Consider the following 13,035-nt stretch of genomic DNA (forward strand, 5'->3'; position numbering starts at 1 on the left):
AGTATGCCTAAAGAAGTCATTATTCCAGCAGGAACTTCAAAACCGTTAGCGCCGTTTGTACCGGCAACTAAGGCCGACAATATTGTCTATGTGTCAGGCACGCTGGCTTTTGATGAAAATAATAACGTGGTGCATGTCGGCGATGCAGCAGCACAGACCCGTCATATTCTGGAAACCATCAAGCGTGTGATTGAAGAAGCCGGTGGCAGTATGGATGACGTAACCTTTAACCATGTCTTTGTCAAAGACTGGGCAGATTATGCTGCGATTAATGCAGTTTATGCAGAGTATTTCCCGGGAGATAAACCGGCACGTTATTGCGTACAGACGGGCTTGGTCAAACCTCATGCGCTGGTCGAAATCGCCTCGATTGCCCATGTATAAGTCGAACCACCTGATTCAATCTCATCTATATCAGCCCTAAGTCTGTCACTGAAAACTGACTTGGGGCGGGGGGAACAGCATGAATGCCAAACTGTCTAAAATCATCGATGACGTAGTTGCAGAGAATAATGCATCAAATAAGGTTTTAAAGACTGAAACCGCAGCTGAAGTATTGACCCAGGTCGATCAGCAGATTTTCCGTCAGGGCATGTCTAATCTGGGCGCTGCAGTGAATGTGATTACCACACACGGCACGGCGGGACAGGCAGGATTTACGGCATCAGCGGTCTGTAGTGTGACTGATACGCCACCGACTTTGCTGGTCTGTCTGAACCGTTCAGCTTCGGTTTATGAAACTTTCAAGAATAATCAGGTGTTGTGTGTGAATACCTTAGCCTCACATCAGCAGCATCTATCCAATCTGTTCGGTGGAAAAACACCGATGGCAGAGCGTTTCAGTCAGGGGAACTGGAAAACGTTGGTGACCCAGTCACCTGTACTTGAGGATGCCTTAGTCAGTTTCGACTGCGAGGTAGTCCAATGTTTATCTGTAGGCAGTCATGACGTGCTGTTCTGTGAAGTGAAAGCCATGTGCCAGCGTCAAGGCAATGCGCTGATGTACTTTAACCGTTCTTACTGTGAGCCACACAAAATGTGCTAAATCAATTCAGTCCTAATCAAGGAGGGGAAGCCCATGCAAGAAAAAGAAACGTGGTTTCCAAAATTTAAGCCTTACCAAGGCAATATCGATACAACCCCAGTTCAAACAGATGAATATCTGCCGGCTGGGAAAAGTATTATTCTCGGGTTACAGCATGTGTTTGCCATGTTTGGCGCAACCGTGCTGGCGCCGCTTTTAATGGGGTTTGATCCCAATCTTACGATTTTTATTACCGGGATTGGTACCATTTTATTTTTCCTGATCACGGGCGGTCGATTGCCAAGTTATCTGGGATCCAGTTTTGCATTTATTGGTGCCGTGGTGGCAGTTACAGGCTACTCCGGAGCGGGGGCGAATGCAAATATCGGGCTGGCACTCGGGGGAACCATTGCCTGCGGTATCGTTTATGCCTTGATTGGGTTGCTGGTCATGAAAACCGGTACTGCATGGATTGAAAAGCTGATGCCACCGGTAGTCACGGGCGTCATCGTGATGATTATCGGCTTGAATCTGGCACCTGTCGCGATCAAAAGTGTTTCAGCCAACCAGTTTGATTCCTGGATGGCATTGGTCACCATTATCTGTATCAGTGTGATTGCCGTGTTTACCCGTGGGATGGTGCGCCGTTTACTGCTGTTATTGGGCTTATTATCTTCCTACCTGATTTATTTCCTCTTCACCAATGTGATGGGCTTTGGGCCTGCGATTGATTTCAGTAAAGTCAGTGAAGCGGCATGGTTTGGTCTGCCAAATTTCCAGAGTCCAGTCTTTGAAATGAATGCGATGTTGATGATTGCACCGGTGGCCATTATTCTGGTTGCGGAAAATCTGGGACACTTTAAAGCGGTATCTGCAATGACTGGTAAAAATCTGTCGCCGTATATGGGACGCGGTTTCTTTGCAGATGGTGTCTGTACTTCACTCTCTGCTTCTGTCGGCGGTACCGGGATGACCACTTATGCTGAAAATATCGGCGTGATGGCAGTGACCAAAGTGTATGCAACCACCGTGTTTATTTTTGCCGGGATCTTCGCTATTTTGCTGGGACTTTCACCTAAATTTGGTGCGGTGATCAGTACCATTCCAGTAGCTTTATTGGGTGGCGCATCGATTGTGGTCTTCGGGTTGATTACTGTGGCGGGTGCCAAAATCTGGGTGGATAACCATGTTGATTTTACCAAGAACAGTACCCTGATTATTGGTGCGGTGTGTCTGATTATGGGGACAGGTAATTATAGCTTGCAGATTGGTGGTTTCGATTTGGGTGGTATCGGTACTGCGACTTTAGCTGCGATTTTGTTGAACCTGTTCCTAAATCGTGGTGAAGATAAAGAAATGCCTGAATCTGAATCGACCGCAACAGAAGTTGAGGTTAAGCCAGTCGCTTAATATGAGGAGTATTTTTTGAGTCATACAGTTGCATTTTTAGGACTCGGGGCAATGGGCTGGCATATGGCCTCCCATTTGCCAAAACTCGAACACCCGGTTTGGGTCTGGAACCGAACTGAACAGAAAGCGCTAGATCATGCTCAATCTTTCAGGACTCAGGCAGTGGGTATTGAACAGGCGGTTCAAGCCGACTTTATCTTTTCCTGTTTGCCGACCAGTCAGGATGTGGAAGCATTAATTACCGCATATCCACCTAAACCCGGTGCAATCTGGATTGACTGTACCAGCGGTGTGCCGGAATCGGCACAAAAACTGGCAAAACGATTGGAGCAACAGGGAAGTTATTATCTGGATGCTCCAGTATCCGGTCAGACTGTTGGGGCAGAAAAAGGTACTTTAACCGTGATGGTGGGAGGAAATGAAGCTGCCTTTGAACAAGCTAAACCGATCATTGCTGCTTTTGCTGGCTTGATTGAATATGTGGGAGAAAGCGGTTCTGGTTTTGCAGTGAAAGCCGTTAATAATACTTTGATGGCGACCCATTTATGGGCACTGGCTGAAGGTTTGACTGTACTGAAAGGGCAGGGAGTTGATTTAAGCAGTGCGTTGAACTGTATTAATCATTCCAGTGGTAAAAGCAGCATGTCAGAAAATATCATGGCACAGCGGGTTTTAAGCCGTGAGTTTCATAAAACCTTTGCGCTGGATTTATTGCAGAAAGATATTGGTATTGCTTTGGAACTAGTGCAACAGCAGCAACTGGATTTATCAGTGATGTCATTGGTGCAACAACAGTTCCAGCAGATTGCCAAGCCACAGGCCAGCCAGTTGGATTTCTCCGCTGCGGTGCAAGGCTTAGAACAACGTACACAGATTGAATTAAGGGGTTAGAGTCTTTCTTATAAATTGCTATTCATAGAAAAACCATTATTTTGAATTAAATCCATAACGACAGATTTTATTATCAAAAATATGAAAAGCCGAGAATTTAATAACTCTCGGCTTTCTTATTGATTATTAATTTAAATAGCTTAAGCTAATGTTAAACCTTCCTAGGCTTCAGAAATTTACAGTCTATATTCATCTTTTAATTCTACTGATTCGTTTCATATTCCTGAATGACTTCAAGCGCGGCACGAAAGGCTTCCTGGGTTGCCGGTGCACCGCAGTAAGGCAGGCTATGCAACAACACTTCCTGAATTTCCTCAACCGTTGCGCCGTTATTTAGGGCACCTCGTACATGACCTTTTAGTTCAGTGGGACTTTTTTGCGCGGTTAGAAATGCAATGGTAATTAAAGAACGATATTTACGCGGTAAAATACCTTCACGTTGCCAGGTCGAACCCCAGGCATGTTCATTAATCCAGTCCTGTAATGGCTGGCTAAAAGGCACGGTATTTTCCTGAGCACGCTGCACAAAGCTTTCCCCCATTACTTCAGTACGGACTTTCAAGCCATTTTCATAATCTTGTTGTGACATGCTTTATCCTCAATTTTATTATTGCTTTAGCTTAACGCTTTTAAGCCAAAATACTATCGTGCAATAGTCGTAAAAAAAAGTGGCTGAAAAGCCACTTATGAAGCTTCCAAAGTGAGGTATTGAAACATGGCTCCACTCTGGAATTTATGACACCTTTGATCAAAAGTTTGATCAAAAGTTTGATCAAAAGTTTGATTTAAGGTGATACTGAGTGTGAAGGATCAGTTTGCACTGAAGTATCGGTACCTGTAGCATCTTCCTTGATGAGATACGGATTCTCAAGCTCTAATACCTCATTCAAATGCAGATCGAATACATCGGTCAACATGCTGTCATAACGGCGCGCATTATAGTGCAGCAGTTTTTCTGCTTCCTGATCATTAATAAAGCCTTGTAGTTGTGCATCTGCCACATGCTCTGCAAAGCTTAAACCCTTGAACTGATCTTTATTCTCTGCCTTTTTAAAGCGATCCCAAAGTTGTTCAATGTCCAGCAACATGGTGAAAGTGGATTCCATACGGCCGGTGACATCATTTTCATGAGTATTGTAATAGACATGCTTTTTTAAGACCTGACGGAATGCATTGTCTTCCATCATACTGTTCGCAACCTGCTGTTTCAGCTGGTCTGATGGTTTCTGTACTGGACGGCCAAATGGGAAACATAACAGTTTGACCATGCTTGCTGCTGTACCTACCGGGAAGTTAGCAAACAGATCAAAAAATGCTTCTTGCGCCGTATACAGAGATTTTTCTACCGCAAGCTGTGCATGCAAACGCTCATCTTCAGTCTTTTTGCTATGTTCAAAATATTTCAGAATCGAGGAAGCAATAAACAGATGTGCATGAATATCGGCCAGACGACCCGAAAGCATTTCCTTACGCTTGATATCACCTGCAAGTAAACCTAGACACATATCCGCAGTTAAAGCAAAGTTGGCACTCAGCCGGTTAATCACTTTGTAATAAGGACGGGTAAAGTCAACCGCACTTTGCGGCGCAGCGCTTGAGCCACCTGTAAAGGCATAGGCAAAGGAGCGGGCAGTCCGGTTAAAGGTGTAACCCAAATGCTTAAACAGCAAGTTATCAAAAGGATTTAGAGCGGCTGCCGGATCTTCTGCCTGCAAGAGCTGTAATTCCTCATAAAGATAAGGATGGCAACGCATTGAACCCTGTCCAAAAATCATCAGGGAGCGACTGAGAATATTGGCGCCTTCGACGGTAATGGAGACTGGAATCGCCTGATAATAAGGCGCCACAAAGTTACGCGGCCCCATCTGAATGGCACGACCACCGACCACATCCATGCCGTGATTGACCACTTTACGCATGCCTTCAGTTGCATAGTATTTGGCAATCGCCGTCATTACGGCAGGCTTGCCACCCTGATTCAGACCACAGGTGACCAGATAACGGAAGGCTTCCAGCATATAGGTGTCACTGGCGATTTCACTATTGGCTTCCTGAACACCCTCAAACTTACCAACTGAAATCTTGAATTGCTGACGAATACGAGAGAAAGCACCCACATTTAAATAAGTCATTTCTGAAGTAGAAGTAGACAGCGCTGGTAGGGAAATGCCACGACCGACTGCCAAACATTCCATCAGCATGCGCCATCCTTTACCGGCATTTTTTACGCCACCAATAATCCAGTCCAGAGGAATAAACACATCTTTACCTTCCACTGTTCCATTCATGAATGGCGGTCCCGGGTTATGCCGTGGTCCCACTATTACGCCTTCATGACTGGCAGGAAGCAGGGCACAGGTAATGCCATATTCAGTCTGTTCACCCAAAAGATGATCCGGATCATACATTTTAAAGGCCAGGCCTACTACTGTCGCAATTGGAGCTAACGTAATCCAGCGTTTGGAAAAATTCATTCTCAGGCCTAAGACTTCCTGACCTTCAAACTGGCCATAGCAGACCACGCCCGTATCAGGAATCGCACCGGCATCCGAACCGGCCTCTGGACTGGTCAAACCGAAACAGGGAATTTCTTCACCACGCGCCAGACCCGGCAGATAACGGTTTTTCTGTTCTTCGGTACCGTAATGCAGCAACAGCTCACCCGGTCCGAGCGAATTCGGCACCATACAACTCACAGCTGTGGTCAGAGAACGCGAAGCAATCTTGCTCATCACCCGACTTTGGGCAAAGGAGCTAAAGGCACGACCGCCGTATTCTTTGGGAATAATCAGGCCCAAGAAACCATGTTCCTTAATATATTGCCAGACATGATCAGGCAGCGCTTTCTGCTCATGGATTTCCCATTCATCCAGCATGCTGCACAAGGTCTCAACCTCATTGTCCAGAAAAGCTTGTTCTTCTAGCGATAATTTGGGATAGGGATAACTGTTAAAGGTTTCCCAGTTCGGTGCACCCATAAACAGTTCTTTTTCCCACCAGCTTGTTCCGGAGTCCAGTGCTTCACGTTCTGTCGGGCTAATACTCGGCATGGCATTGGCCAGTGCTTTATAGGCCGGCTTGGAAATGAACGACATACGTAAAGGGTCGATCATCACCACAAGGCTAATCAGGATCAGCGGAATACCGAGAATAAGTGACCATGGACTAATAAAAGCACACACCACTGACATCACCATCAGCGCAATTGCACCAGCGCTACGGGAGAGCTGAAAATAGAAAATGGCCCATAAACTGAGTAATAGCAGTAGTACAGCAAATATAAATAGCATTGTTATAGTTCTCCAGATTTATACAAGGCTGCCTGTGCCGGGATCTCATAGAATTTTTGTCACAGTTCATTCATTTTTTTGTCGCTTGAGGATCGGACAGGTTCAGCATTGCACGTGTGAGAATGATCGTTTTCAAGTCTGGCAACGATATTTTTAAATCTTTCATCTATTTATGAGATTGTTTGAAAAATGCTCAGTCTTCAAGTGAGAACGCGCAAAGAAATGTGAAGATAAGTAATGACTTAATCTTATCTAAAATAAAAAATGGGGTTTAACACTCAGTAAAGATTTAAATTGAAGAGATAAAAAAGCCCTCTACAAGAGAGGGCTTTTATTTCATTAGTTTAAACAGGATTAAGCTTCAATGGCCTGAACTGCAATTTTTTTGGCAGGATCCACTTTACGACGCACTGCTGGTACAGGTTCGCCGTAGTATTGGCGGTCGGCAAAGTAGCTTGAACGAACCATTGGTGCTGCCCAGATATTACGGAAGCCCAGTTTTTGACCATGTTCGGTATAACGCCCGAATTCTTCAGGTGTTACGAAGCGGTCAATCGCTGCATGTTCTTTTGAAGGCTGCAAATACTGACCAATGGTTACATAGTCCACGCCATGCGCATGCAGGTCATCAAGCAGAGCAAGCACTTCTTCTTCAGTTTCACCAATACCCACCATCAGACCACATTTGGTTGGTACGTCCGGGCAGTATTCTTTAAACATTTTTAGCAGGTTTAAAGAGTGCTGATAGTCAGAACCTGGACGCATGGCTTTATATAAACGCGGTACAGTTTCGATATTGTGGTTAAACACATCTGGCGGACATTCAGTCATGATACGCAGCGCGATATCCATACGGCCGCGGAAGTCCGGCACCAGAATTTCCAATAGGGTATTCGGGCTTAGAGCACGTGCTTCTTTAATACAATCTACAAAATGCTGAGCACCACCATCGAGTAAATCATCACGGTCTACCGAAGTGATTACCGCATATTTCAGACCCAGGTTGGCAATGGTCTCAGCCATATGACGCGGTTCATCTGCATCGAGTGCATTTGGACGGCCATGGGCCACATCACAGAACGGACAACGACGGGTACAGATATCACCCATAATCATAAAGGTCGCAGTACCGCCACCAAAACATTCAGGTAGGTTTGGACAGGCGGCTTCTTCGCACACCGTATGTAATTTTTGCTGACGTAATGTGGTTTTAATACGTTGAACTTCTTCAGGTGCCGCCATTTTCACCCGGATCCAGTCCGGCTTACGTGGCGTTTCAACCGTAGGAACAACTTTTACAGGAATGCGGGCAACTTTTTCCGCACCGCGAAGTTTGACGCCCTGTTCAGGTTTACGGTTTTCAGACATATTCAACTTTTCCACTGTTTTTGAAGGGGGAGATACTCAAAGATAGCGCAGTTATTATAACGGACTTCGTTCTAAATAGGGCAAAAAGGGGTATTCATTTAAAAAATGTTCTTATCAAGCAATATATGTGAGTTAAATACACCAAATCAACAGGATTTACGTCATAATAAGCAGGTAGATTAAAGTGAATTTTTTAATTTTGAGGAGCGTTGAATGCCACGTAAAAAAGAGGTCGTTAGTGGGACTTTCGTTAAATATGATGCGGTAGTTCTAGGTTCGGGCCCTGCGGGCGAAGGCGCGGCAATGAAACTTGCCAAATCTGGTAAGCGTGTTGCAATCGTTGAAATGCGTGAACAGCTGGGTGGTAATTGTACCCATGTCGGTACGATTCCAAGTAAAGCATTGCGTCAAACGGTATCCAGTATTATCCGTTATCAACGTGATCCACTGTTTCAAAAAGTCGGGGACTGGAAGCAGTTCACCATGAAGCAAGTGTTGCGTCATGCACATAGAGTTATTCAACAACAAGTAGATACACATTCACGTTTCTACGACCGCAATAAAATTGATATTTATCATGGTCGTGCCTATGTTCAGGATCAAAATACCATTTTTGTATTTAATCCGGACGGGATTAAAGAAACGCTGATGTTCAAGCAACTGGTCATTGCCAGCGGCTCGCGTCCATATCGTCCAGACATTCTTGATTTTAATCATCCGCGTGTATTTGATTCAGACAAAATTCTGGATCTGGACTATTCCATCCAGAAAATCATTATTTATGGCGCAGGTGTAATCGGTTGTGAATATGCCTCGATCTTTATTGGTCTGGGGCATAAAGTTGATTTAATCAACACCCAGCACAAACTTTTAAGCTATCTGGATGATGAAATCTCTGATGCGCTGTCTTATCACTTGCGTGAACAGGGTGTATTAATTCGTCATAATGAACAGATCGACTTTTTAGAAACATTTGACGACCATGTGGTGATGCACACGCAAAGCGGCAAGAAAATCAAAGCCGACGCGATTTTGTGGTGTAATGGCCGTTCAGGCAATACCGATGGTCTAGGCCTTGAAAATGTCGGCCTGAAACCGAACAGCCGTGGTCAATTGACTGTGAATGATCAATATCAGACTGAAGTAGAAAATATCTACGCTGCTGGTGATGTGATCGGTTGGCCTTCGCTAGCCTCTGCTGCTTATGACCAAGGTCGTTGCGCGGGTGCCAACATGAGCGGCGAGAAAGACGTTGCACCGGTGACTGATATTCCAACCGGGATTTATACCATTCCTGAAATTTCTTCGATTGGTAAGACTGAACAGCAGTTGACTGAAGAAAAGATTCCGTATGAAGTCGGTCAGGCATCGTTCCGTCATTTGGCACGTGCACAGATTACCGGTGACACTATGGGCGAATTAAAGATTCTATTCCATCGTGAAACGCTGGAAGTTTTGGGTGTACATTGCTTCGGTAATAATGCCTCTGAAATTATCCATATCGGTCAGGCAGTCATGAACAGCCCGAACAATACCATCAAGTATTTTGTAGAAACCACGTTTAACTATCCGACTATGGCGGAAGCGTATCGTGTAGCAACGTTAAATGGTATGAATCGTTTATTCTAAGTGAGATATTTTTACTTAGACAGAAAAACCGCAAGTCTTCACTTGCGGTTTTTTTATTGGAATTGATTAAGTCAGTCAAGTTGATCAAATTGAATTTTTAAGCCGCCATTTTTCGGCACTCTTCCGAACAACGGCGGCATGCTTCGGCACATTGCTGGCAATGATCGTCTTTATGCTGACCACATTCTTCTGCACAGTAGTCACATGCTTTTGCGCAAAGTTCACATATCTCATGCATGAAAGGAGACTGCTTTTGTTCCATACGGGCACACAGCTGACAGATATCTGCACAATCCAGACAGCGCTGAATACACTCCCGCATCATCTCCAGATCTTCTTCTTTAAGACAGGCACTGGCACAGTTGGCACATGCCAGGGAACAGTTCATACAGGTTTGAACACAATCTGAAAATTGAAGTTCATTCATTTTCTTTTTCCTCTACCATATGAGTATTGCTGATTTTCTAATACGCTAAGCAGAAAAAGGAAAATACACTAGGCAGATTAGGTGAGGAAAAGTAAACAGGTGCTTTGTTTTGTTAAAGATCAACTGGATCATGTGCGATATTTGGAATTAATTTTTTTGTTTGAAAATAAAAAACCATTGAGCCGGTCAAAGTCTCAATGGTACAGGATGTATAGATGAGTCATTATTATCGAAGGTTGTAATGACATTTCTTGTTGTTCGGATTTTTTGATTTTTAAAACGGACGGCTACCCGCCAGACTGATGCGTTTCAATAAACGGCGCTGATCAGCCGGGAACGGACGGCGTGAGTGCAAAGTCACCTGATTATCCCAGAACACGATATCGCCAGCTTCCCATTGATGTTCATAAGCGAATTCAGGTTTCAAAATATGCTCACGTAATTTGGCGATCAGTTGACTGCCAGCATGATCATCATAATTAACCAGCTCGACCTCGGTATGCGTGTTTAGCCAAAGTGCTTTACGGCCAGATTCAGGATGGGTACGCACCAGTGGGTGCGGATAGGCATGACTTAATACTGGTTGATCTTTAAAACGGTACAGCGGGCTGTTGCCATAGCCTTGATCATCAGCCTGATCTCTGGTTTTTTGGCGTCGCACGAAAGGGTTGTAAGTAATCAATTGCAGCTGATCGATCTCTGCCTTGGTTTCTTCATCGAGTGCATCATAGGCTTTAATGGTGTTGATCCAGCTGGTCTGTCCGCCGTCCTGAGGCAGTTCAATCGCATACAGAAGGGAACCAAAAGAAGGTAATGGTGTCCATTGATGATCGGCATGTGGAGTTAGTTCACCATGCCCAGTGTAATCTCCCTGACCGACGGCATTGGACACCGGCACGACATCGGGTGGAATGCCGCTATCCGACTGCGCAGCCAGTACCGGTGTATCTGCACCTGGGCGGAAAATGGAACCGAAATAAGTTGAAAACGCCAAGTATTGTAAATCATCCAGACTTTGCTGCTTAAAGATCAAAATCAGATGCTCGGCCAGCGCCTGTTTTAACTTTAAAATGGTTTTGGATGATTGGACTTTACGGGCATCCAAGCCATAGACCACTGCACCTAAGGCCTGACCGGTTTGCGGTACAATCTTGATTTCATCCGGATGTTGAAATTGATCTTGCTGATGCCAGCGTGGAGCATCATGAATCGCTTGTGAAAGTTGGGTTAAGCTGGTCATTATCAAGTCTCAGAATTTTCTTATTGATCAAAATCTAAGAAAATTCCAGACTGAAATAAAATCAAAAGAAATGATAAGTTTATGAATAATCTGTTATTTTTACTATTCAGTTGATTTTGAAACATTTAACTTATTGTGCGATGGATTGCGCATTTTCTGCTGAGGATATTTCGACAGTTTAGTGTGCGCAGAAAGCCTGATTAAAATATTCAAACAGCTGAGGGGTTTGTAACCACAGGCCAATCGACAAAGCCAGTAAAAGCAGGATTGCCACCACAATCGAAAGTTTGAGTTTCAGTAGAGAATCAGTCATGGACGATTTGCTCCTCATTGACCCAGAAATGCACCAGTACGCCAAAAATGCTGAGGACAATTGATAGCATCCACACCGCATTATAATTGCCGCTCAAATCATGGTTGACTCCACCGAGCCAGCCACCGAAAAACGAGCCAACCTGATGAGTAAAGAACACAATGCCACTGAGCATGGTCAGATATTTCACCCCGAACATATTCGCTACAATGCCATTGGTCAGCGGAACGGTCGATAACCAGAGTAACCCCATAATGACACCAAAGCTATAGACTGTCCATGTGCTGAGAGGCAGCATGAGAAAGGCAATAATCGCAATTCCACGCAAGGCATATAATCCCATTAGCAGATGCGGTTTGGAATATTTTCCACCGAGCCAGCCGGCGGTATAGGTGCCTAGCACATTAAACAGACCCACTAAGGCTAAGAAAATCGTACCGGTTGTGGCATTAAAGCCATGATCAATCAGATAGCCCGGCAGGTGGATGCCAATAAAAACGACCTGAAAACCACAAACAAAAAAGCCCATGGCTAGAAACCAGAACGGTTTATGATTTTTCACTACCACCAGAATCTGTTTAAAATTGAGTGAGACTTTATTGGGGGTAGCGGCCGCGTTGGGATGAACATACATCGGTGCTTTCAGCATCCAGGCCAATGGCACAATCAGTGCAATTAAAATGGCACTGACCACCAGCGCCGCTGACCAGCCAACATTCTGTAATAGCAGCAGGGTTGAAGGCAGCATGATAAACTGACCAAAAGACCCGGCCGCACTGGCAATTCCCATTGCCAAACTGCGCTTTTCTGGTGGGGCGGCACGCCCGACCGCAGACAATAAGACCGGAAATGAGGTGGCAGACAGGGCGAGACCCAGAATCAGACCCACACTTAGATTAAGCAATAATCCGGTCGAGCTAACTGCCATCAAGAGTAGACCAATTGCATATAAGGCTCCGCCTACAGCTACCACAATCTTGCTGCCATATTTATCAGCAAATGCCCCGGTAATCGGTTGAACTGCACCCCAGATCAGGTTTTGCATGGCAATGGCCAGACTAAAAACATTATGACCCCAGCCAAACTCTTCGCTCATCGGTACCAGATACAGACCAAAGGCATGACGTACACCCAGTGACAGTGCCAAAATGATGGCGGAGCCAATCAGCATAAAAATAAGAGCTTTGGAAAATTGACTGTCAGCCATACGTCATTCATGCCTATAAAGTTGATATGTATAGTATTCGATTCAAGCAATAGAGGCGATTAAATAAATATTGATCAAAAGATAAATTTTTTTTATTAGGGTTTGTTGACATTTACTGTTCATAATTAACCCTATAAAGGTAGCGATAAAAATATACAGGCTAAAGCAACAGAACTTTGATAATTTCTTTTGAGCTTGTCATATCGAGTAGCTATTCCTCTAAATTGCTTTAATCT

The 13,035-nt window shown here is 44.6% G+C and carries 12 protein-coding genes and 1 pseudogene; 5 read left to right on the forward strand and 8 right to left on the reverse strand.

Annotation, left to right across the window (positions count from 1 at the left end; genetic code table 11):
* The first annotated feature begins 3 nt into the window (after positions 1-3).
* The 4 genes from rutC to NI469_RS11895 all read left to right on the forward strand — a co-directional run bounded on the left by rutC (position 4) and on the right by NI469_RS11895 (position 3,325).
* Positions 4-384, forward strand: a complete 381-nt coding sequence (rutC, locus tag NI469_RS11880; protein ID WP_253175278.1) for a pyrimidine utilization protein C — start codon at positions 4-6, stop codon at positions 382-384.
* Between the two features lie 172 nt (positions 385-556).
* The gene (gene rutF / locus NI469_RS11885) at positions 557-1,045 is read left to right on the forward strand and encodes an NADH-dependent FMN reductase RutF (RefSeq protein ID WP_420909184.1); all 489 of its coding nucleotides are present in this window, start codon (positions 557-559) and stop codon (positions 1,043-1,045) included.
* Positions 1,046-1,078: 33 nt separating this feature from the next.
* Positions 1,079-2,434, forward strand: coding sequence for a pyrimidine utilization transport protein G (rutG, locus tag NI469_RS11890; RefSeq protein ID WP_253173299.1), 1,356 nt, complete (start codon positions 1,079-1,081; stop codon positions 2,432-2,434).
* 51 nt (positions 2,435-2,485) lie between these two features.
* Positions 2,486-3,325 (forward strand): NAD(P)-dependent oxidoreductase, encoded by an 840-nt coding sequence (locus NI469_RS11895; protein WP_253175287.1) that lies wholly within the window; start codon positions 2,486-2,488, stop codon positions 3,323-3,325.
* 202 nt (positions 3,326-3,527) lie between these two features.
* On the opposite strand, the gene NI469_RS11900 is transcribed toward NI469_RS11895, so the two are convergent.
* The 3 genes from NI469_RS11900 to lipA form a co-directional block, all read right to left on the reverse strand.
* The gene (locus tag NI469_RS11900; protein WP_253175280.1) at positions 3,528-3,914 is read right to left on the reverse strand and encodes a carboxymuconolactone decarboxylase family protein; all 387 of its coding nucleotides are present in this window, start codon (positions 3,912-3,914) and stop codon (positions 3,528-3,530) included.
* A gap of 196 nt (positions 3,915-4,110) precedes the next feature.
* Positions 4,111-6,615, reverse strand: coding sequence for an acyl-CoA dehydrogenase (locus NI469_RS11905; RefSeq protein ID WP_253175281.1), 2,505 nt, complete (start codon positions 6,613-6,615; stop codon positions 4,111-4,113).
* Between the two features lie 354 nt (positions 6,616-6,969).
* A complete protein-coding gene (gene lipA, locus NI469_RS11910) occupies positions 6,970-7,983 on the reverse strand; it encodes a lipoyl synthase (protein ID WP_004646500.1) in 1,014 nt (337 codons plus the stop codon).
* A 213-nt stretch (positions 7,984-8,196) separates the two neighbouring features.
* On the opposite strand from lipA, the gene sthA reads away from it, so the two are divergent.
* Entirely contained in the window at positions 8,197-9,612 is a 1,416-nt protein-coding gene (gene sthA, locus NI469_RS11915; protein WP_253159075.1) for a Si-specific NAD(P)(+) transhydrogenase, read from the forward strand.
* A 97-nt stretch (positions 9,613-9,709) separates the two neighbouring features.
* Here sthA and NI469_RS11920 read toward each other — a convergent pair whose 3' ends face one another.
* From NI469_RS11920 to NI469_RS11935, 5 genes and pseudogenes are all read right to left on the reverse strand, one after another.
* Positions 9,710-10,039, reverse strand: coding sequence for a four-helix bundle copper-binding protein (locus NI469_RS11920; protein ID WP_253175283.1), 330 nt, complete (start codon positions 10,037-10,039; stop codon positions 9,710-9,712).
* Between the two features lie 274 nt (positions 10,040-10,313).
* Positions 10,314-11,279 (reverse strand): TauD/TfdA dioxygenase family protein, encoded by a 966-nt coding sequence (locus NI469_RS11925; protein ID WP_253175285.1) that lies wholly within the window; start codon positions 11,277-11,279, stop codon positions 10,314-10,316.
* Between the two features lie 178 nt (positions 11,280-11,457).
* On the reverse strand, positions 11,458-11,592 hold the full coding sequence (locus tag NI469_RS15885; RefSeq protein ID WP_004646503.1) for a hypothetical protein: 135 nt from the start codon (positions 11,590-11,592) through the stop codon (positions 11,458-11,460).
* Entirely contained in the window at positions 11,585-12,799 is a 1,215-nt protein-coding gene (locus NI469_RS11930; RefSeq protein ID WP_253148692.1) for an MFS transporter, read from the reverse strand. Before NI469_RS11930 ends, NI469_RS15885 begins: the two co-directional genes overlap by 8 nt.
* A gap of 112 nt (positions 12,800-12,911) precedes the next feature.
* Positions 12,912-13,035: pseudogene (locus NI469_RS11935) on the reverse strand (IS5/IS1182 family transposase); the annotation flags it as partial.

The sequence above is a fragment of the Acinetobacter lwoffii genome (assembly GCF_024129735.1).
GTDB classification, from domain to species: Bacteria; Pseudomonadota; Gammaproteobacteria; order Pseudomonadales; family Moraxellaceae; genus Acinetobacter; species Acinetobacter lwoffii_H.